This is a genomic window from Uliginosibacterium silvisoli (assembly GCF_036017035.1).
Taxonomy (GTDB): domain Bacteria; phylum Pseudomonadota; class Gammaproteobacteria; order Burkholderiales; family Rhodocyclaceae; genus Viridibacterium; species Viridibacterium silvisoli.
In genome coordinates this window covers 1,079,270-1,099,618 of the sequence record NZ_JAYXHS010000002.1, presented here as the reverse complement: position 1 = coordinate 1,099,618, position 20,349 = coordinate 1,079,270, and the positions used below count along the sequence as shown (strand labels likewise).

The following is a 20,349-nucleotide window of genomic DNA, read 5'->3' as shown; positions in this document are numbered from 1 at the left end:
TCACGTCGCTCATTTCGACAGCTCCGCGATCAATGCATCGATCTTCGTGCGATCCATGCGACTGCACATGCGGTGGTTGTTATCGAGGATGACAGGTGCGTCGCCACAGGCGCCCATGCACTCGCCCTCCTTCAGCGTGAATTTGCCGTCGGCAGTCGTTTCATTGAAGCCAATGCCAAGCTTTTCCTTGATGTACTCAGCCGCCTCGACACCACCCGACAGCGCACAAGGCAAATTCGTACAGACAGTCAGCTTATGCGCGCCAACCGGCTTCAGGTCGTACATATTGTAGAAAGTGGCCACTTCCAGCCCGGCGATTGCCGGCATGCCCAAGTATTCCGAAACGAAAGCAATCACGTCGTTCGGTAACCAGCCCTTTTCCTGCTGCGCAATGCGCAGAGCCGACATGATGGCGGACTGCTTCTGGTCTGCCGGATACTTGGCGACTTCGCGATCAATTTTCTGCAGGGAGTCTGCGCTCAGCATATGTTTCTCTTGTCTGTCGCTTAACGATCAATCTCACCGAACACGATGTCCATCGTGCCAATGATGGCCACCACGTCAGCAATCATGTGGCCACGAGACAACTCGTCCATTGCTGCCAGATGCGCAAAGCCTGGCGCACGAAGCTTCAGGCGATAAGGCTTGTTGGCGCCATCAGACACGGCATATACACCGAACTCACCCTTGGGATGCTCGACGGCAGAGTACACCTCGCCTTGCGGCACATGGATACCTTCAGTGAAGAGCTTGAAGTGATGAATCAGCTCTTCCATGTTTTCCTTCATCTTTTCGCGAGAAGGCGGCGCCACCTTGTGGCTGCCAATCATCACCGGGCCAGGATTGGCCCGCAGCCAGGTAATGCACTGCTGGATGATGCGATTGCTCTGGCGCATCTCTTCCATGCGACACAGGTAACGGTCATAGCAATCGCCATTCACGCCGACAGGAATGTCGAAGGCGAGTTGATCGTAGACTTCGTAGGGTTGCTTGCGACGCAGATCCCACTCGACACCCGAGCCCCGCAGCATCGGCCCGGTAAAACCCAGTGCCAATGCACGCTCCGGCGTCACGATTCCGATATCGACCGTACGCTGCTTCCAGATACGGTTGTCAGTCAGCAAGGTGTGATATTCGTCGATCAGCTTCGGAAAGCGCGTGACGAAGTCTTCGAGGAAATCGAGCAGCGAACCTTCACGCGATTCGTTCAGTTGCTTCACAGTCGTCGCGCTCTTGAACTTCGACTGCTCGTATTTCGGCATTGCGTCCGGCAGGTCGCGATACACGCCGCCCGGCCGATAGTAAGCCGCATGCATGCGTGCACCAGAGACAGCCTCATAGGCATCCATGAGGTCTTCACGCTCACGGAAGGTGTACAGCACCATCGTCATCGCGCCGATGTCGAGCGCATGCGTGCCGATGTTCAACAGATGATTGAGGATGCGGGTGATCTCATCGAACATCACGCGGATGTATTGAGCACGCGTCGGCACTTCGATACCGAGCAACTTCTCGATAGCCATGCAATACGCATGCTCATTGCACATCATGGAAACGTAGTCGAGACGATCCATATACGGCACCGACTGAATCCAGGTGCGCGTCTCGGCAAGCTTTTCGGTGCCACGGTGCAGCAGACCAACGTGCGGGTCAGCGCGCTCGACCACTTCGCCGTCGAGTTCCAGCACCAGACGCAACACGCCGTGTGCGGACGGATGTTGCGGCCCGAAGTTGATGGTGTAGTTACGAATCTCAGCCATGGCCAACGTCTCCATAGCTCTCTTCGCGCACGATGCGCGGCGTCACTTCGCGTGGCGCGATTGTCACGGGCTGATAGATCACACGACCCTGCTCCGGGTCGTAGCGCATTTCCATGTAGCCGGACACAGGAAAATCCTTGCGGAAAGGATGGCCGACAAAACCGTAGTCGGTCAGGATGCGACGCAAGTCAGGATGGCCTTCAAACATGATGCCGTAGAGGTCGAACGCTTCACGCTCGAACCAGTTGGCCGACGGCCAGATCGACACAACCGATGCGACAACAGGAAAAGCGTCGTCGTCCGCGTGAACGCGCAAGCGTACACGCCAGTTATGCGAAACCGAAAGCAAATGCAGGACAGCAGCATAGCGGCGCGCATTGCTCCGCAGCCCTGCATAGCTGGCGTAGTCAATCCCGCTCAGGTCAATCAGTTGTTCAAAACGCAGAGTCGGCGCATCGCGCAGCAACTCTGCCACCGACAGATAATCCGCGGCGCAGACCTCCAAGGTCACCTCGCCGCAATCTTTCACCAGCGAGACGCCGCGCCCTTCGAGCGCAGCATTCAACGCATCAATCAGTCTTTCCAGCTTTGAACTCATGCAGATGCCAATCCAGTGATTAGTCCAGTGAAGCTGCCAATCAAAACCAGCAGTCAAGCGCAGACTTCCGCCTTACGCTTAACGAGCAATAGTGTTGGTACGTTTGATCTTGTTCTGCAACTGCACGATGCCGTACAGCAACGCCTCAGCGGTCGGAGGACAGCCCGGTACATACACATCCACAGGCACAATGCGGTCGCAACCACGCACGACGGAGTATGAATAGTGATAGTAGCCACCACCGTTCGCGCACGACCCCATGGAGATCACCCAGCGCGGCTCGGCCATCTGATCGTAGACTTTGCGCAGAGCTGGGGCCATCTTGTTGCACAGCGTACCGGCAACAATCATCAGATCAGACTGACGAGGGCTTGGACGGAAGACGACCCCAAAACGATCCAGGTCGTAGCGCGCACAGCCTGCGTGGATCATCTCCACGGCACAACACGCCAACCCGAATGTCATGGGCCACAGAGATCCGGTACGAGTCCAGTTGATGACCGTATCCATGGAGGTTGTGACAAACCCCTCGCGAAAGACGCCTTCGATACTCACGGCGATTTCCTCAAATCAATAGTGGACGCGGAGCGGGGTTATTCCCAGTCCAGCGCGCCCTTTCTCCAGACGTACACATAACCAATGATGAGCACGCCAAGAAAAATCAGCATTTCGAAAAAACCGAATGCGCGCAACGACGGGGTTGCGGCGATGTCTTTGAGGATCGATGCCCAAGGCAGCAGGAAGGCCACTTCGAGATCGAACAAAATGAAGAGGATGGCAAGCAGATAGTAGCGGACGTCAAATTTCATCCGCGCATCTTCGAAAGCTTCGAAGCCGCACTCGTAAGGAGAGTTTTTTTGCGCATCGGGTTTGTGGGGCGCAATGACCCACCCGAGAATGACGGGGACTGCCGCAATGACTACTCCAAGGATGATGAACAACAACACCGGGAAGTAGTTTTCTAGCATTTTCTATCCGCAGCAGATTTGACCCGGCGTGATGCCACCGAAGTCGGAAAAACGCCCGCATACGCGGGCGTTCTGAATTCATGGTGCCGACGGTGAGACTCGAACTCACACAGCTTGCGCCACCACCCCCTCAAGATGGCGTGTCTACCAATTTCACCACGTCGGCACGCTCACAACTGAGCGAATTATACTCGGCGCCGATTTTGCTGCCAAGCAACAAAATACGTCTATTGCGCCGTTACAACAGTACTTGAAACTACTTACTTCGGAATCTCACTAGACTGCGGCGCCGAAGCTGCAGGCGCTACTGCCGCGGGAATCGACTGCTCGGTCATTGTATCCAGGACGCTAGAAGACGTCGCGGTACGATGGCTAGCCAGATAAGTCAGCGTCAAGCTGGTCACGAAAAACAAGGTTGCGAGAATCGAGGTTGTGCGACTGAGGAAGTTCGCAGAACCGGAAGCACCAAACAGGCTGCCCGATGCGCCGCCACCGAAGGAAGCACCTACATCAGCACCCTTGCCATGCTGCAGCAAGACGAACACGATGACCGCAAGGCCAACAATGACGTGCACGACGAGGATGAGATTGAACCAGAAGCTTCCCATGATTTCCGGGCCGAAAAAAGAAGCAGAATTGTAGCCACGACATCAGCCCCGGTCAAGGATTCACGCACTATTCTGGGGAAATTTGTCTGAATTCTTTCACGCGACCGCTTGCAATACGGCATCAGCAATTGTGTGCGCCAACCGCTCGACCTTTTCGGCCTCGCTCCCCTCCACCATCACGCGCAACAAGGGCTCGGTTCCAGAGGGCCGCAACAGCACTCGACCGGTATCGCCCAACTCTTTGACCGCCAGGTCATGCGCAGACTGGATACTGGCATTTGCAGCCCAATCAAAACCAGCAGCCATACGTACGTTGATCAGACGCTGCGGATAGAAAGTCAGATCGCTGCACGCTTGCGCGAGGTTCTGTCCGGTCTGCCTCAAGGAGGCAAGAACCTGCAACGCCGAAACAATGCCATCGCCAGTTGTATGTCGATCCAGGCAGATGATGTGACCGGAGTTCTCGCCACCCAACTTACACCCCGTCTCCGCCATCATTTCCAGAACGTAACGATCCCCCACCTTGGCGCGATGGAAAGGCACTCCGAGTCGCTTGATTGCATGTTCGAATCCCAGATTGCTCATCAAGGTCCCGACTACTCCATCAAGCTGACCCAGAGCGTGTTGCGCTTTGGCGATAACATACAAAAGCTTGTCGCCGTCGTAGATTTCACCCGTGCTGTCGCACATCATCAGGCGGTCAGCATCGCCATCCAGCGAGATGCCAATGTCAGCGTGACTACTACGCACCGCCGCACTCAGATTTTTGGGCACCGTGGCGCCAACACCATCGTTGATATTGCGGCCGCTCGGTTCCACACCCACCGCAACTACATCCGCCCCCAATTCGTGAAAGACCTTTGGAGCGATCTTGTAGGCGGCTCCATTGGCGCAGTCGACCGCAATTTTTAGCCCGCGCAAATCCAGATCGTTCGGAAAAGTGCTCTTGCAGAATTCGATATAGCGTCCCGCCGCATCGTCAATACGGCGCGCCCTTCCCAGCTGCGCCGAATCGGCACATCCCATCGGCTCATCGAGGTGAGCTTCGATCTCTGTTTCGACTGCATCCGGCAGCTTCGTGCCGTTGGCTGAGAAGAATTTGATACCGTTGTCAAAATATGGATTGTGCGAGGCAGAGATGACCACGCCCGCCTGTAGGCGCAGCGCGCGCGTCAGATAGGCCACCGCAGGCGTCGGGATCGGACCAGCAAGCATCACATCGACACCCGCGGCGTTGAAACCTGCCTCCAATGCCGCTTCCAGCATGTAGCCTGAGATCCGCGTGTCTTTGCCAATCAGCACCGCCGGGTGCTCGCCTTCCTTCAACTTCTCGCGCGCAACAAGCGTTTTGCCTGCGGCATATCCCAAACGCATGACAAAATCCGGCGTGATCGGTGCGTCGCCAACCCGACCGCGCACACCATCTGTTCCGAAATATTTGCGTCCCATACCTGAGTCCCTGTTCTTGAATACTGATTACGAATTCTGTTGATGCGATTGGATGGCCGCCATGATTGCGAACGCGTCACGCGTCGCGGCAACATCATGTACCCGCACAATGGCGGCACCGCGCTGTACCGCCAGCATGGCCGCCGCCACACTCGCCGCCAGGCGTTGCGCAACAGGCTGACCAGTAATCTGCCCCAGCATCGACTTGCGCGAAACACCTATCAGCAGCGGATATCCCAAGTCACGCAGCCGCGACAGATCTGCGAACAAGGCCAGGTTGTGCACCAGGGCCTTGCCAAAACCGAAACCTGGATCGACCAGGATACGCTCCGTCGCAACCCCCGCAGACTTCAAGGCATCGGCACGCAAGCAAAGGAAATCCCTTACTTCGGTTACGACGTCCCTATAGTGCGGCGCGGACTGCATCGTACGCGGCTCACCTTGCATGTGCATCAGGCATACCCCGACGTCGGTAGCGGCAACGGCCTCGATTGCCCCAGGCTCTCGCAGCCCATTGATGTCATTGATGATGGCCGCACCCGCACTCGCTACAGCGCGCATGACCTGCGGCTTGACTGTATCAACCGAGAGCGGAACACCGGCGTTCGCAAAGGCCTCAACAATCGGCACGACTCGATCGAGCTCTTCCTGCAGGCCCACAGCCTCTGCCCCCGGCCGTGAAGACTCGCCACCAATATCAAGAATATCGGCCCCGTCTGCAATTGCTTGCTCCGCCTGGCGCAGCGCCATGTCTCGTCGGCCAACGAGCCCGTCACCCGAAAAGGAATCTGGCGTCACATTGATGATCGCCATGATCAACGGCCGCGTTAGCGATAGCCGGAAACGCCCGCAACGGAATCCGGAGTCATTCGCAGTACCTGTCATCTCTCTGGCATATCCCGATACAAAAGAAAATGGCTCCGACATTCCGGAGCCATTGTTCAAAATAGCGACAACTGATCAGGCGGGTGCAGCGGCATTCGGTGCCGCACCCGGGGAATTGTCCTGACGTGAAGACGGTGGTGTCACAAATTCCGGAGCCATTGTTCAAAATAGCGACAACTGATCAGGCGGGTGCAGCGGCATTCGGTGCCGCACCCGGGGAATTGTCCTGACGTGAAGACGGTGGTGTCACAACAGCCTTCGGTGGGCGCGGAGGACGACCATCCATGATGTCGTTGATCTGGTCTGCATCAATGGTTTCCCACTCCATCAACGCGGCCGTCATGGCCTCTACCTTGTCGCGATTGTCCTCGAGAATCTTCTGAGCCAGAGCGTATTGCTCATCAATGATGCGACGGATTTCGCCATCGACCTCCTGCATCGTCGTTTCCGACACGCTCTTGTGAGTCGTGACCGAACGGCCGAGGAAGACTTCGCCTTCGTTTTCGCCGTACACCATCGGCCCCATCTTGTCCGACATACCGTAGCGCGTAACCATGTCACGAGCCATGCGGGTCGCACGTTCGAAGTCGTTCGATGCCCCTGTCGAAATGCGATGCACGAAGAGGTCTTCGGCAATACGGCCGCCAAAGAGGATCGAAATCGTTGACAGCATCTGATCCTTGTAGAGGCTGATCGCATCACGCTCAGGCAGCTGCCAGGTCAGACCCAGAGCGCGGCCACGCGGCATGATGGTGACTTTGTGGACCGGATCCGTACCCGGCAGGATCTTGGCAACAACAGCGTGCCCTGACTCGTGATACGCAGTCGCGCGGCGCTCGTCTTCGGTGAGCACCATGGAGCGGCGCTCCGGTCCCATGAAGATCTTGTCTTTGGCCTTCTCGAAGTCGTCCATATCAACCAGACGCTTGTTACTGCGTGCGGCAAACAGGGCTGCCTCATTCACCAGGTTGGCGAGATCTGCGCCAGACATGCCCGGCGTACCACGCGCCAACACCATTGCATCAACATCTGGCGCAATCGGCACCTTGCGCATATGCACGCGCAGGATCTGCTCGCGACCACGAATATCCGGCAGAGGCACAACGATCTGACGATCGAAACGACCTGGACGCATCAGCGCGGGATCGAGCACGTCAGGGCGATTGGAAGCGGCGATGACGATGACACCTGTCGTACCTTCGAAACCGTCCATTTCCACGAGCAGCTGATTCAAGGTCTGCTCGCGTTCATCGTTACCACCGCCCATGCCCGCACCGCGCTGACGGCCGACCGCATCGATTTCATCGATAAAAATAATGCACGGCGCGTGCTTCTTGGCGTTCTCAAACATGTCGCGAACGCGCGCGGCACCAACACCGACAAACATTTCAACGAAATCGGAGCCGGAAATACTGAAGAACGGTACCTTGGCTTCGCCTGCAATCGCCTTGGCCAGCAAGGTCTTGCCGGTTCCCGGCGAACCGACCATCAGTGCGCCCTTCGGGATGCGACCACCGAGTTTCTGGAACTTGGAAGGATCACGCAGGAAGTCGACGAACTCGGAAACATCTTCCTTGGCCTCGTCGCAACCCGCAACGTCAGCAAAAGTGATGGAGTTCGACGACTCGTCCAGCATGCGCGCCTTGCTCTTGCCGAACGAGAACGCACCACCACGACCACCGCCTTGCATCTGGCGCATGAAGAAAATCCACACGCCGATCAGCAGCAGCATCGGGAACCAGTTAAGCAAGGCGCTCAGGAACCAGGATTGTTCCTCGCGTGGCTTGACGTCGAACTGGGTGTTACTGCGCACCAGATCATCAATCAGCTTGTTGTCCAGACGCGTACCCGTCGTGTGGATCTTCGAACCATCAGCTGTCTCGGCAACAATCTCCGGCGTCATACTACCGTCCTGGATGACGACATTCTTGAGGCGACCGGCACGGACGCTTTCGATGAAGTCGGAATAGGAAACCGCGCGCGCTCCCGCTGCGGGATTTCCACTGATCTTGCTGATCACGGTCATCAAGACGACGCCAATCACCAGCCAGATCGCAAGATTCTTGAAAATATTGTTCAAGTCATTTCCTCACTGCCGCCTCACGGAGGCCTAAGTCATGGTTACTACAGCTGCAAAAAGCTTCGAATGAGCACTGGAATAATGCTCTTGCCAAGTATGGCAGACCCATTCTATGCCCGTTCGTTCCCAAGCATCAATTGCGCCGAGCAATCATCGGGATAGCGGCCGATGGTCCAGCCCAAGCAAATACACTTCGGCACTACGATCTCGCGAAGCCTGGGGCTTACGCGCATGCACTACGCCGAATTGTTTCTGCATGGCCTGTCGGTACTCCATATAGCCAGCACCTTGAAACAGCTTGATCAACATGCTGCCACCTGGACGCAGATGATTGGTGGAAAAATCAAGCGCAAGCTCCGCAAGGTGCATCATCCGGCCGTCGTCACTTGTTGATACTCCCGATATGTTGGGGGCCATATCAGACAAAACAAGATCCACCCGACGTCCATCCAGCAATTTCTCGAACTCGGCAAGCACATCGTCCTCGCGAAAGTCCCCTTGGAGAAAGGTGACACCGGGCAAAGGCTCGATAGGGAGCAAATCTAGCGCAAGCAACAGCCCACCTGGCTGTACGCGCCGTGCCGCCACCTGGCACCACGAACCGGGGGCTGCCCCAAGGTCGACGACCACCATACCGGGCTTGAGAAGTCGGTCTTTCTCGTTTATTTCCAGTAACTTGTAGGCTGCGCGCGAACGCAAACCATCCGCCTTGGCCTTCTGCACCCAAGGGTCGTTTACGTGTTCCATCATCCAGCCTTTGCTGGTTTTACTGCGCTTCATTGCATTCCCCTGCTCGCCACGCTGCAGAAACTCACGCGACCTGTTCATTTTTAACGCGATACAATCACGTTTTATCAGGAATCACTGTCAATGTTTGAACTCAAAGCCGCGCAACGCCGCGAACTGCGTGCCCGCGCCCATCATCTCGATCCCGTCGTCAGCATCGCCGACAAGGGACTCACCGCGAGCGTGCTCAAGGAAATCGAAGTCGCCCTCAAGGCGCATGAGCTGATCAAGATCCGCGTCTATGGCGATGATCGCGAGACGCGCATGGGCTACCTTCTGGAAATCTGCTCGCGGCTTGATTGCGCACCAGTGCAAAACATCGGCAAGCTGCTCGTCGTTTTCAAGCCGGACACCACCGTCAAGGCAGCGCCTGCCGCAGCCCCTGTGAAGAAGGCTGGCAAGACCGCAGCCCCTTCCCGCCCGGGCCGCCCGACTACGACAAAACCACCGCGTGCCGGCCTGCGCGGCACATCGGAGCGTCATCGCAAAGCCCCATTGGGAAGCGATCGCGCCAAGAAGAGCGCCCGCTGAAACGCCTGCCAGGGTGCAGCCCACGGCTGCACCGCGCTAAAACTCAGCGCTTGAACAGTTGCGTCACCAGCGCAACACCCAGTGCGCATTGAATCAGGTACAGCACGCTCGAAACGCCGTGCCAAGCCATGAAACGATCGCGCAACACACTTTCCATGACCTCGCGTGGCAGCGCCTCTGCCTTCAGATGCGCGAGGATGGGCGTGACACCGAAATGCCCCGCCAGTGTCAGCAGCAGCATCACCAGAATCAACCAGAAGGCCGCTGTTTTCAGCGCGCGCGCGCCTTCACGGGCAAAGAGAAACAACAGCGCATAGGTCGCAGCGCCAATTCCGACCCAAGCCATCACGGCGAACATCGCCCCCGCGAGATTACCCGCCAGCGCACGATCACTCAGCTCACGAAACAACACCGGCGCTGCAACGAGGCCGAGTGCCCAAAGCACACCGACCCACAACGTGACCGAGATAGCAAAAAGGTAGTCTGCGACGCGGCTCATTACTGACGGGCCGCGGTCAGATGTATTTGACGTCGAGAACTTCGTAAGAACGCAGGCCGCCGGGCGCCTGCACATCGGCCACGTCACCCGCATGCTTGCCGATCAAGGCACGCGCAATCGGCGAAGAGATCGAAATCTTGCCGTCCTTGAGGCTGGCTTCGTCGTCACCAACGATCTGGTAGGTCACCTTGTCGCCGGACTCGAGATCCTCGAGATCGACAGTCGCGCCGAACACGCAACGGCCATCCGCATCGAGCAGCTTCGGGTCGATGATCTGGGCCACCGAAAGCTTGCCTTCGACTTCCTTGATGCGACCTTCAACGAAGCCCTGGCGCTCCTTGGCGGCATCATATTCGGCGTTTTCCGACAGATCTCCATGCGAACGTGCTTCAGCAATCGCTTCGATCACACGCGGTCGTTCGATGGTCTTCAGTTGATGCAATTCGGCACGCAGTAGTTCTGCGCCCTTCACGGTAAGTGGAACACTGGCCATGGCTATCTATTTCTTATCCGTTCAGTTCGGCATGCAGGCTCTGCAGCGAATAGGTTTCGAGAACAGCAAGGTGACGAATACCCATGCAAGCGGCACGCGCACCTTCGATAGTGGTGTAGACCGTCACCTTGGCGGCAAGCGCGCTGGTGCGGATCGAGCGGGAATCGACAATCGCCTGACGCTTCTCTTCAACGGTGTTGATGACAAGCACGATCTCGTTGTTCTTGATCATGTCGACAATGTGCGGGCGGCCTTCCATCACCTTATTGACTGGCGCCACCTCGATGCCGGCCGACTGCAGGTGGGTCGCGGTGCCTTTAGTCGCAACCAGACTGAAACCCAGCGACACCAGCTCGCGTGCGACCTCGACAGCCTTTTCGCGGTCCGTTGGCTTGACGCTGATGAAGACCTTGCCGGAAGCCGGCAAGCGCGTGCCCGCGGCCAGTTGGCTCTTCACGAAGGCTTCGCCGAATGTGCGGCCCACGCCCATGACTTCACCGGTCGACTTCATTTCAGGGCCAAGGATCGTATCCACGCCCGGGAATTTGTTGAATGGGAAGACCGCTTCCTTCACCGAGTAGTACGGTGGTACGACTTCACCCTTGATGCCCTGCTCCGCCAGCGATTGACCAGCCATGCAGCGCGCAGCGATCTTGGCCAGCGGCAAGGAACAGGCCTTGGATACGAACGGCACCGTACGCGAAGCACGTGGATTCACTTCCAGCACATAGACGGTCTCGCCCTGAATGGCGAACTGCACGTTCATGAGGCCGACCACGTTGAGTGCTTTGGCCATCTGTTCGGTCTGGCGACGCAACTCATCCTGCATTTCGGCCGACAGCGTGTACGGCGGCAGCGAGCAAGCGGAGTCGCCCGAGTGCACGCCGGCCTGTTCGATGTGTTGCATGATGCCGCCGATGATGACCTGCTTGCCATCGGACAGCGCATCGACGTCAACTTCCGTCGCGTCGTTGAGGAAGCGATCGAGCAACACCGGCGAATCGTTGGACACCTTGATGGCGTCACGCATGTAGCGCTCGAGATCCTTCTGCTCGTGCACGATCTCCATCGCACGACCACCCAGCACGTAGCTCGGGCGCACGACCAGCGGATAACCGATTTCACCAGCCAGACGAATCGCGTCCGCCTCGGTACGCGCCGTACGATTCGGCGGCTGCTTGAGGCCCAGATCGTTGATGAGCTTCTGGAAGCGCTCACGGTCTTCCGCTGCATCGATCATGTCTGGTGAAGTGCCGATGATCGGCACGCCGTTGGCTTCGAGATCACGTGCCAGCTTGAGCGGCGTCTGGCCCCCGAACTGCACGATCACACCGACCGGCTTTTCGATGGCGACGATCTCGAGCACGTCTTCCAGCGTCAGCGGCTCGAAGTACAGGCGGTCGGAAGTGTCGTAGTCGGTCGACACAGTTTCCGGGTTGCAGTTGACCATGATGGTTTCATAACCATCCTCACGCAGGGCAAGCGCTGCGTGCACGCAGCAATAGTCGAACTCGATACCCTGACCGATACGGTTCGGGCCACCACCCAGCACCATGATCTTTTTCTTGTCGGTCGGCTGCGCTTCGCACTCTTCCTCATAGGTCGAGTACATGTAAGCCGTATTGGACGCGAACTCTGCTGCGCAGGTATCCACACGCTTGTAGACCGGGCGCACACCCAGCGCCTGGCGACGCGCACGCAGCGTCGATTCGTCCGTCTTCAGCAGCTTGGCGAGACGGCGATCCGAGAAGCCCTTGCGCTTGAGGCGGCGCAACTCGGCCGCATCGATCGAACCCAGCGAGCGGTCATCCAGCTCCATCTCGTGATCGACGATGTCCTTGATCTGCGCAAGGAACCACGGATCGATCTTCGTCAGGTTATGCACTTCTTCAAGCGTCATGCCGCTCTCGAAGGCATCACCGACATACCAGATACGCTCAGGGCCCGGTTCGCCGAGTTCCTTCTCGATTTCTTCGCGATCGTCAGTCTTCTTGTTGAGACCATCGACGCCGACTTCCAGACCACGCAGGGCTTTCTGGAAGGACTCCTGGAAGGTACGGCCGATCGCCATGACCTCACCCACGGACTTCATCTGCGTCGTCAAGCGATTGTTGGCGGTCGGGAATTTCTCGAACGCGAAACGCGGCACCTTGGTGACGATGTAGTCGATCGAGGGCTCGAACGAAGCCGGCGTCACGCCGCCCGTGATCTCGTTCTTGAGTTCGTCGAGCGTGAAGCCCACGGCCAGCTTGGCAGCAACCTTGGCGATCGGGAAACCGGTCGCCTTCGACGCCAGCGCAGATGAACGCGACACACGCGGATTCATCTCGATGACGATCAGGCGGCCATCCTTGGGATTAACCGCGAACTGCACGTTGGACCCGCCTGTATCCACACCGATCTCGCGCAGCACCGCGATCGATGCATTACGCATGATCTGGTACTCCTTGTCGGTCAGCGTCTGGGCCGGCGCGATGGTGATGGAGTCACCGGTGTGCACACCCATCGGGTCGAGATTTTCGATAGAACAGATGATGATGCAGTTGTCGGCGCGGTCGCGCACGACTTCCATCTCGAATTCTTTCCAGCCCAGCAGCGACTCTTCGATCAGCAGTTCATTGGTCGGCGAAAGGTCGAGGCCGCGCGTACAGATCTCGACAAACTCTTCGATGTTGTAAGCGATACCACCGCCGCTGCCGCCCATGGTGAAGGACGGGCGAATGATGGCCGGGAAGCCCATCTTGACCTGCACGGCCAGCGCCTCTTCCATACTGTGAGCGATGCCGGAACGTGCGGATTCGAGACCGATCTTGGTCATCGCATCCTTGAACTTGAGGCGGTCTTCGGCCTTGTCGATGGCTTCCGGCGTCGCGCCGATCAGCTCGACCTTGTACTTGTCGAGCACACCGTTGCGCCACAGATCCAGCGCGCAGTTCAAGGCTGTCTGACCACCCATGGTCGGCAGCACCGCGTCAGGGCGCTCCTTCTCGATGATGCGCTCGACCACCTGCCAGGTGATGGGCTCGATGTAGGTCACATCGGCCATGTTCGGGTCGGTCATGATCGTGGCCGGATTGCTATTGACCAGAATGACCTTGTAACCCTCGTCGCGCAGCGCCTTGCAGGCTTGCGCGCCGGAGTAATCGAACTCGCAGGCCTGACCGATGATGATCGGGCCGGCGCCGATGATGAGGATGGATTGGATGTCTGTCCGCTTGGCCATATCAATACCTGAATTGCATTTCGTGGGGCACGCAACTCGTGGCTGCGGCCTTGATTTCGTTACTGCTTATTTCTTTGCTGTTGCCATCAGATCGACAAAACGGTCGAACAGATAGGCCACGTCGCCAGGCCCCGGGCTCGCCTCGGGGTGACCCTGGAAGCACAGTGCAGGGCGGTCGGTCCAGACGAGACCTTGCAGGCTGCCGTCGAACAACGAGACGTGGCTGCTGCGCACGTTAGCCGGCAGCGTATTCACGTCTACTTCGAAACCGTGGTTCTGGCTGGTGATCAGCACGCGACCGGAATCCAGATCCTTCACCGGATGATTGCCGCCGTGATGGCCGAACTTCATCTTGCGTGTCTTGGCGCCTGCAGCGAGACCCATGATCTGGTGACCGAGACAGATGCCGAAAGTCGGCAGCTTGCGCTCGAGGAACTTGCGCGAGGCTTCGACGGCGTAGTCGCAAGGCTCGGGATCGCCTGGGCCGTTGGACAGGAACACGCCATCCGGATTGAGCGCGAAGACTTCTTCAGCAGTCGTCTGTGCCGGCACGACTGTCAGCTTGCAACCACGCTCGGCGAGCATGTGCAGGATGTTGCGCTTGACCCCGAAGTCATAGGCCACGACGTGGTATTTGGCGGCAGTCTGTTCGACATAGCCCTTGCCCAGTTTCCACTCCCCGCTGGTCCATGGATAGGACTTCTGCGTCGTCACGACCTTGGCCAGATCCATTCCGGCCAGACCCGGGAAGCCACGCGCTTCGGCGATGGCAGCTTCAGCGTTGAGTTCGGCAAGGCTGGCTGCAGTCACCACACAGCCGGCTTGCGCACCCTTTTCACGCAGGATGCGCGTGAGCTTGCGCGTGTCGATACCGGCAATACCGACAACGTTCTGCGACTTCATGTAGTCGTCAAGCGATTGCTGTGAGCGGAAATTCGAGATGCGGATCGGCAGATCGCGAATGATCAGACCGGCGGCAAAAATCTTCGTCGATTCGGCGTCTTCGGTATTCACACCGACGTTGCCGACATGCGGATGGGTAAGCGTAACGATCTGGCGGCTGTAGGACGGGTCGGTGAGGATTTCCTGATAGCCGGTGATGGAGGTGTTGAACACCACTTCGCCGACTGTCTTGCCTACTGCGCCAAGGCCTTGTCCGTAAAACACTGTGCCATCGGCGAGTGCGAGCAGGGCATGCAGGGTGTCGGCCACGGTAAAACTCCTGAAGTCTGGGGTACTGAATGCGTGGGTCACTTGCACATCGAGCTGCCTGATCAGGGCTTCAAGCGACGAAGGCCCTGCAAAGCAGTGACGTAAAAAACGGGACGGTCCCCAAGTGCAGCACTGGGCCCATCCCGCTAAGTGAATTTATGGGATTGTAGCTTTTTACAGGGCCTCCGGCAATGGCAAGGCACGCATCTGGTGCCGGCCACGGGCCAGAACGGCGCCATCAGATCCTGATTTCAGGGCTTCAACTGAGTGCGCAGATAGGCGGACAGGCGATTGAGCTCCACCAGCAACGCCGGTGCGGCAGCCACAGCGGCAGCCGGATCGCCATGGCGGCCAGCCATTTCGACTTTCAGCGCCGCCTCGGCACCATGCACCGCACCGAACACGCCTACCGACGACTTCACAGAGTGCGCGACCGCACCCAGCGCTTTGCCATCACCCTTCTGGATCGCCGCCTGCAACTTGTCACAGGTATTGCCGACGTCGCTGAGGAAAACGCTGATCAAGGCCTGCACGGCCGACTCATCACCTTCGAGGAGGCTGCGCGTCTGTTCCAGATCGGCGACCTGCGTCCCGTCGCCACTGAAAGCATTGCCATTTTCCACGACGACATTGGCAATCCCGTCGGTGTCAGTGCGCTCATAGCGGTTCGAGACCCGATCGATCGCCGCGAACAGCTCGGAAGGCTGGATCGGCTTGGCCACATAGTCATCCATGCCGGCATCGAGACAACGCTCACGGTCGCCCGACATGACGTGGGCCGTCATGGCAATAATGGGCACTGACTCCCAACGGCCGGACATGGCCCAACTGCGACGGGCTTCACGCGCGCGAATCGCCTTCGTCGCATCGAGACCGCCGAGCACCGGCATCTGCACGTCCATGAGAATGATGTCGAAGCGCTGCTTCTCGAACCATTCGATCGCTTCCTGGCCATCGCCCGCTACCGTCACCTTGAAACCAGCGCGCTCCAGCACCTTGGTCGCCACGGTCTGATTGACCGGGTTGTCTTCCACCAGCAGCACCTCACGGCGCCGCACCACGTTGCCGGCCTCGGCCAGCGACTCATCAATCCGGAACTCGTCGAGCTTCACTTCGGAATCCACTGTTGTGCTCAGTGCCAGACGGATCGCATCGAGCAAATCACCCGCAGAGACGGGTTTGACGACATGCGCGCGCACGCCGAACTGGCGACAGCGCGCGGCATCGTTACGTTGCGACTCGGTGGTCAGCATCATGATGATGCGATCGCAAGGTGCACCTTCGGTATGGAAGCGCGAGGGCAGTTCGAAGCCACCCGGCTCGGGCATCCGCGCGTCGACCAGCATCAGGTCGAAAGCCTCGCCGGACTTCTGCGCCACCCGCATCGTCATGTTCGCCTCGTCGCCATTCGCCGCCAGCGCAACATGGAAACCCCAACGACGCAGCGTGTCACCCAGCTCACGTGCGGTGCTGGCACTGTCTTCGACCAACAGGACGCGCATACCCTGGAAGCGCTTGTCGATGCGCTCGCTGACCAGCTCGTCACGCACCACGTCCACTTCTGTCGTGAAGTGAAAAACGCTGCCACGCCCTTCTTCGCTTTCCAGCCAGACGCGTCCACCCATCAATTCAACCAGGCGGCGGCAGATCGCCAGCCCCAGACCTGTGCCGCCGTAACGGCGCGTGGTCGAGGTGTCCGCCTGGGAGAAGACACCGAAGACCTCCTCCTGCTTCTCCTTGGCAATACCAATGCCTGTGTCACGCACCGCGAACTCGATGCGCGCCTGACGCCCCGTACGACTGATCTGTTTGACCGAGACTTCGATTTCGCCCTTCTCGGTAAACTTGATCGCGTTTCCAAGCAGGTTCATCAACACCTGGCGCAGTCGGTTCGGGTCGCCTCGCAGCACCTGTGGCGTTCCCGGCGCAATGCCATAGACCAGCTCCAGCCCTTTCTGGTGGCCGCGCAATGCAAGTGACTTGAAGGTATCGCCCAGTACGGCGGGCAGCGAAAATTCGATGGTTTCCAGTTCGAGTTTGCCGGCCTCGATTTTCGAGAAATCAAGAATGTCGTTGATGATGGACAGCAGCGACTCGGCAGAGGACTTCACCGTCTGCAGGTAGCCACGCTGCTCCGGATCCAGCTGCGTGTCGAGCGCCAGCTCCGTCATGCCGAGGATGCCGTTCATTGGCGTGCGGATTTCGTGGCTCATATTGGCGAGAAAGTCGCCCTTGGCACGACTTGCCGATTCCGCAACCTCCTTGGCACGCAAGAGTTCATGCTCGAACATCTTGCGGTCCGAGATATTGCGATGCACGCCCACCATGCGCAACGCTCGGCCATTGGCATCACGCTCGACGACACGGCCGTAGCTGCCCACCCATTGCCAGTTGCCATCCGCGTGGCGCAAACGGTACTCGACGGCAACGCCTTCAGTGCGTCCAGCCAGATGAACCGATAACACGCTTTGCACGCCCGGCAGGTCGTCGGGATGAACGCGCGACTCCCAGGCTTGCAGGCCCAAGCCGCGGTCGCTCTCGCCATAGCCGAGCGCCTTTTTCCATTGCGGGCTCAGGTAACCACCGTTCGATGCGATATCCCAGTCCCACAAGCCATCGTGCGCACTGTCGAGCGCCAGCACGATGCGCTCCTTCTCGCGCAGTTCGAGCTCCAGCATGTCCTTGAGGCGCCAGGCCAGATCGTCCAGCGTGTCGCCAAAATCAGCAAAAAACTCGGCGCGGCCAGCTTTGCCAGCCAGCAGCTCCAGCGCGTTACGCAAAGCGGCGACGTCTCCACCCACGCTTCCCGACGTCGGAGGGATGCTACTCAGGTCTCTCGTCATGCTCTTGGTCATGCACTGGGTCCGGAAATCACCGACATTGGATCGCGTTCTCGCGACAGATCACTCAGGTTAACGGAAAGCGGCGCGCAGCATTGAACGCCCTTGACGGGCGGACGGGCCCAGCGCCAGTAGTGGCCAGTCTGGCCCCGCCCTCACTGAACCGGCTAGCTCAAGAGCTCGATGCAGGTCTTTTCCAGCCGACGCAGGCCTTCATCCAGCTCGGCATCGCTGATGATCAGCGAGGTCGCGATACGCAGCACGTTCGGACCCGCCTGCAACATCAGCACGCCGTTCGCAGCCCCCTTGCCCACCAGATCGCCGGCTCTTGCCGCCAGGGCTCCGCTCAGCTCGCAACCGAACCAGAGGCCCGAACTGCGAATCTCGCTGAAGCAACCCAAGCGCTCACCCATCGCACGCAGCGCAGCAGCCGCGCGCGCAGCCTTGGTCCGCACACCGGCCAGCACCGCGGGATCGTTGATGATGTCGAACGCAGCCTCCGACACTGCACAGGCGAGCGGATTGCCACCGAAAGTCGAGCCATGGCTGCCGGGCTTGAAGTGGTTGCCGACAGCCGCAGTCGTCAACATCACGCCGATCGGGAAGCCGCCACCCAAGCCTTTGGCCGTGGTCAGGATGTCCGGCACAACCGAGGTATTCATGTAGTCGTACAACGCACCCGTGCGGCCATTGCCGGACTGGATCTCGTCAAAGATCAGCACCGCATCGTTGGCAGTGGTCAGGTCACGCAGCGCCTGCAGGAATTCCGGTGTCGCCGGAACGATACCGCCCTCGCCGATCACAGGCTCGACGATTACGGCACAGGTCTTCGGACCGATGACGCGCTTGACCGCTTCGATATCGTTGAAATCAACGTGAATGATGCCGGCCGGATTCGGCCCCATGCCGGAGGAATACTTCGGCTGACCGCCTACCGAAACGGTAAAGAAGGTACGTCCGTGGAACGAGCCATTGAACGCAACGATCTCGACCTTCTCGGGATTGATATCAACGCCACGCTTGCGAGCCAGCTTCAGCGCAGCCTCGTTAGCCTCGGCGCCAGAATTGCAGTAGAACACCTGCTCGGCAAAAGTCGCTGCGCACAGCTTCTTCGCAAGACTCAACGCCGGCTCATTGGTGAAATAGTTCGAGACATGCCACACCTTGGCGGCCTGATCATGCAAGGCCTTCACCAGCGCCGGATGGTTGTGCCCCAGCGACGTCACCGCCACACCGGCACCGAAGTCAATGTAATCGCGCCCCTGCTGATCCCACAGGCGCGAGCCTTCACCTCGGACGAGAATCATCTCGAGCGGGTTGAACACGGGCACCATGTACCGATCGAAATCGGCGCGTTGGACAGCAAGACTCACGGATGTTCCTTTCGGGAAACAGGGGAAAAGCTGGATATTACTACCTGAAGCACCAAAAGCAGCCAGCACACAAAAGACAAACCCCGCAGGGCACAAGGCCTTGCGGGGTTGTTCCGAAACTCAAGCAGTCCGAAATTTGGTGGTGATTGCCGTAGCGAGCGCCTCAAGGTCGAATCGCGGAGCGGAGCTGTGCTTGAGCACAGCGACTCAGTAGACCACGGCGACAGATTCGAGATTGTGGCGCGCAGTAGGCAAGCGCCGCCAAATTTAGCCGAAGCGGCCCGTAATGTAGTCCTCGGTTTCCTTGCGCTGCGGCTTCACAAAGATCTTGTCGGTATCACCAAACTCGATCAGCTCGCCCAGATACATGTAGGCCGTGAAGTCGGAGATACGCGCAGCCTGCTGCATGTTGTGCGTGACGATGACGATGGTGAATTCTTCCTTCAGCTCGTCGATCAGCTCTTCGATGCGCATCGTCGAGATCGGGTCCAGCGCCGAGGTCGGCTCGTCGAGCAGCAGCACTTCCGGCTTCACCGCGACGCCGCGCGCGATGCACAGACGTTGCTGCTGACCGCCAGAGAGACCCATGCCGCTCTTGTGCAGCTTGTCCTTCACTTCATCCCACAGCGCAGCCTTGCGCAGCGCCCATTCAACGCGCTCGTCCATCTCGGCCTTCGACAGCTTCTCGTGCAGATTCACACCAAAAGCGATGTTGTCGTAGATCGACATCGGGAACGGTGTCGGCTTCTGGAACACCATGCCGACCTTGGCGCGCAGCGAGCTCAGGTCGATGTCCGAGTGCAGGATGTTGTTGCCTTCCAGCAGCAGTTCGCCTTCGGCACGCTGCTCCGGGTACAGGTCGTACATGCGGTTGATCGTGCGCAACAGCGTCGACTTGCCGCAGCCCGATGGACCGATGAAGGCCGTGACGTGACGGCGCGCCAGCGACAGGTTGATGTTCTTCAACGCATGGAACTTGCCGTAGTAGAAATTGAAGTTCTTGAATTCGATCTGCGAAACAAGCTGGGTCATCACTATTCCAAT

At 58.6% G+C, this 20,349-nt stretch carries 18 protein-coding genes and 1 tRNA gene; 1 reads left to right on the top strand and 18 read right to left on the bottom strand.

Features of this window, described 5'->3' with window-relative positions; all coding sequences use genetic code 11:
* Positions 1–9: 9 nt before the first annotated feature.
* The 11 genes from nuoE to VVD49_RS14600 all read right to left on the bottom strand — a co-directional run bounded on the left by nuoE (position 10) and on the right by VVD49_RS14600 (position 9,128).
* Positions 10–486 carry an NADH-quinone oxidoreductase subunit NuoE gene (gene nuoE / locus VVD49_RS14650; protein WP_327599921.1) on the bottom strand — a complete coding sequence of 159 codons (477 nt, stop codon included), beginning with the start codon at positions 484–486 and terminating at the stop codon, positions 10–12.
* Between the two features lie 20 nt (positions 487–506).
* Positions 507–1,760 carry an NADH-quinone oxidoreductase subunit D gene (locus tag VVD49_RS14645; protein WP_327599920.1) on the bottom strand — a complete coding sequence of 418 codons (1,254 nt, stop codon included), beginning with the start codon at positions 1,758–1,760 and terminating at the stop codon, positions 507–509.
* Positions 1,753–2,358, bottom strand: a complete 606-nt coding sequence (locus tag VVD49_RS14640) for an NADH-quinone oxidoreductase subunit C (protein WP_327599984.1) — start codon at positions 2,356–2,358, stop codon at positions 1,753–1,755. Before VVD49_RS14640 ends, VVD49_RS14645 begins: the two co-directional genes overlap by 8 nt.
* 78 nt (positions 2,359–2,436) lie before the next feature.
* The gene (locus VVD49_RS14635) at positions 2,437–2,913 is read right to left on the bottom strand and encodes a NuoB/complex I 20 kDa subunit family protein (RefSeq protein ID WP_327599919.1); all 477 of its coding nucleotides are present in this window, start codon (positions 2,911–2,913) and stop codon (positions 2,437–2,439) included.
* A gap of 38 nt (positions 2,914–2,951) precedes the next feature.
* On the bottom strand, positions 2,952–3,326 hold the full coding sequence (gene ndhC, locus VVD49_RS14630) for an NADH-quinone oxidoreductase subunit A (RefSeq protein ID WP_327599918.1): 375 nt from the start codon (positions 3,324–3,326) through the stop codon (positions 2,952–2,954).
* 81 nt (positions 3,327–3,407) lie between these two features.
* Positions 3,408–3,492, bottom strand: a tRNA-Leu gene (locus tag VVD49_RS14625).
* 94 nt (positions 3,493–3,586) lie between these two features.
* On the bottom strand, positions 3,587–3,934 hold the full coding sequence (gene secG / locus VVD49_RS14620; protein ID WP_327599917.1) for a preprotein translocase subunit SecG: 348 nt from the start codon (positions 3,932–3,934) through the stop codon (positions 3,587–3,589).
* Between the two features lie 96 nt (positions 3,935–4,030).
* Positions 4,031–5,383, bottom strand: coding sequence for a phosphoglucosamine mutase (gene glmM, locus VVD49_RS14615; RefSeq protein WP_327599916.1), 1,353 nt, complete (start codon positions 5,381–5,383; stop codon positions 4,031–4,033).
* A 27-nt stretch (positions 5,384–5,410) separates the two neighbouring features.
* Entirely contained in the window at positions 5,411–6,196 is a 786-nt protein-coding gene (folP, locus tag VVD49_RS14610) for a dihydropteroate synthase (protein WP_327599915.1), read from the bottom strand.
* Positions 6,197–6,449: 253 nt separating this feature from the next.
* Positions 6,450–8,348 carry an ATP-dependent zinc metalloprotease FtsH gene (gene ftsH / locus VVD49_RS14605; RefSeq protein WP_327599914.1) on the bottom strand — a complete coding sequence of 633 codons (1,899 nt, stop codon included), beginning with the start codon at positions 8,346–8,348 and terminating at the stop codon, positions 6,450–6,452.
* A gap of 150 nt (positions 8,349–8,498) precedes the next feature.
* Positions 8,499–9,128: an RlmE family RNA methyltransferase gene (locus VVD49_RS14600; protein ID WP_327599913.1), complete on the bottom strand. Its 630-nt coding sequence runs from the start codon at positions 9,126–9,128 to the stop codon at positions 8,499–8,501.
* Positions 9,129–9,218: 90 nt separating this feature from the next.
* On the opposite strand from VVD49_RS14600, the gene VVD49_RS14595 reads away from it, so the two are divergent.
* A complete protein-coding gene (locus tag VVD49_RS14595) occupies positions 9,219–9,665 on the top strand; it encodes a YhbY family RNA-binding protein (protein ID WP_327599912.1) in 447 nt (148 codons plus the stop codon).
* A gap of 43 nt (positions 9,666–9,708) precedes the next feature.
* On the opposite strand, the gene VVD49_RS14590 is transcribed toward VVD49_RS14595, so the two are convergent.
* The 7 genes from VVD49_RS14590 to pstB all read right to left on the bottom strand — a co-directional run bounded on the left by VVD49_RS14590 (position 9,709) and on the right by pstB (position 20,337).
* Positions 9,709–10,164, bottom strand: coding sequence for a DUF4149 domain-containing protein (locus VVD49_RS14590; protein WP_327599911.1), 456 nt, complete (start codon positions 10,162–10,164; stop codon positions 9,709–9,711).
* Positions 10,165–10,180: 16 nt separating this feature from the next.
* Complete coding sequence (gene greA / locus VVD49_RS14585) at positions 10,181–10,657, bottom strand: transcription elongation factor GreA (RefSeq protein WP_327599910.1); 477 nt, start codon at positions 10,655–10,657, stop codon at positions 10,181–10,183.
* 13 nt (positions 10,658–10,670) lie between these two features.
* A complete protein-coding gene (gene carB, locus VVD49_RS14580) occupies positions 10,671–13,880 on the bottom strand; it encodes a carbamoyl-phosphate synthase large subunit (protein ID WP_327599909.1) in 3,210 nt (1,069 codons plus the stop codon).
* A 66-nt stretch (positions 13,881–13,946) separates the two neighbouring features.
* Positions 13,947–15,092: a glutamine-hydrolyzing carbamoyl-phosphate synthase small subunit gene (gene carA, locus VVD49_RS14575; protein WP_327599908.1), complete on the bottom strand. Its 1,146-nt coding sequence runs from the start codon at positions 15,090–15,092 to the stop codon at positions 13,947–13,949.
* A 251-nt stretch (positions 15,093–15,343) separates the two neighbouring features.
* Positions 15,344–17,947 (bottom strand): response regulator, encoded by a 2,604-nt coding sequence (locus VVD49_RS14570; RefSeq protein WP_327599907.1) that lies wholly within the window; start codon positions 17,945–17,947, stop codon positions 15,344–15,346.
* A gap of 152 nt (positions 17,948–18,099) precedes the next feature.
* Positions 18,100–19,305 carry an acetylornithine/succinyldiaminopimelate transaminase gene (locus VVD49_RS14565; protein WP_327599906.1) on the bottom strand — a complete coding sequence of 402 codons (1,206 nt, stop codon included), beginning with the start codon at positions 19,303–19,305 and terminating at the stop codon, positions 18,100–18,102.
* 267 nt (positions 19,306–19,572) lie between these two features.
* Positions 19,573–20,337: a phosphate ABC transporter ATP-binding protein PstB gene (pstB, locus tag VVD49_RS14560; protein WP_327599905.1), complete on the bottom strand. Its 765-nt coding sequence runs from the start codon at positions 20,335–20,337 to the stop codon at positions 19,573–19,575.
* Positions 20,338–20,349: the final 12 nt, after the last annotated feature.

Bases quoted from the DNA above. Each gene is read 5' to 3' on its own strand.
- nuoE (WP_327599921.1), bottom strand. From the start codon at position 486: ATGCTGAGCGCAGACTCCCTGCAGAAAATTGATCGCGAAGTCGCCAAG.
- secG (WP_327599917.1), bottom strand. From the start codon at position 3,934: ATGGGAAGCTTCTGGTTCAATCTCATCCTCGTCGTGCACGTCATTGTT.
- VVD49_RS14600 (WP_327599913.1), bottom strand. From the start codon at position 9,128: ATGAAGCGCAGTAAAACCAGCAAAGGCTGGATGATGGAACACGTAAAC.
- greA (WP_327599910.1), bottom strand. From the start codon at position 10,657: ATGGCCAGTGTTCCACTTACCGTGAAGGGCGCAGAACTACTGCGTGCC.
- VVD49_RS14570 (WP_327599907.1), bottom strand. From the start codon at position 17,947: ATGACCAAGAGCATGACGAGAGACCTGAGTAGCATCCCTCCGACGTCG.
- VVD49_RS14640 (WP_327599984.1), bottom strand. From the start codon at position 2,358: ATGAGTTCAAAGCTGGAAAGACTGATTGATGCGTTGAATGCTGCGCTC.
- carB (WP_327599909.1), bottom strand. From the start codon at position 13,880: ATGGCCAAGCGGACAGACATCCAATCCATCCTCATCATCGGCGCCGGC.
- ndhC (WP_327599918.1), bottom strand. From the start codon at position 3,326: ATGCTAGAAAACTACTTCCCGGTGTTGTTGTTCATCATCCTTGGAGTA.
- VVD49_RS14590 (WP_327599911.1), bottom strand. From the start codon at position 10,164: ATGAGCCGCGTCGCAGACTACCTTTTTGCTATCTCGGTCACGTTGTGG.
- pstB (WP_327599905.1), bottom strand. From the start codon at position 20,337: ATGACCCAGCTTGTTTCGCAGATCGAATTCAAGAACTTCAATTTCTAC.
- VVD49_RS14595 (WP_327599912.1), top strand. From the start codon at position 9,219: ATGTTTGAACTCAAAGCCGCGCAACGCCGCGAACTGCGTGCCCGCGCC.
- glmM (WP_327599916.1), bottom strand. From the start codon at position 5,383: ATGGGACGCAAATATTTCGGAACAGATGGTGTGCGCGGTCGGGTTGGC.
- VVD49_RS14645 (WP_327599920.1), bottom strand. From the start codon at position 1,760: ATGGCTGAGATTCGTAACTACACCATCAACTTCGGGCCGCAACATCCG.
- folP (WP_327599915.1), bottom strand. From the start codon at position 6,196: ATGGCGATCATCAATGTGACGCCAGATTCCTTTTCGGGTGACGGGCTC.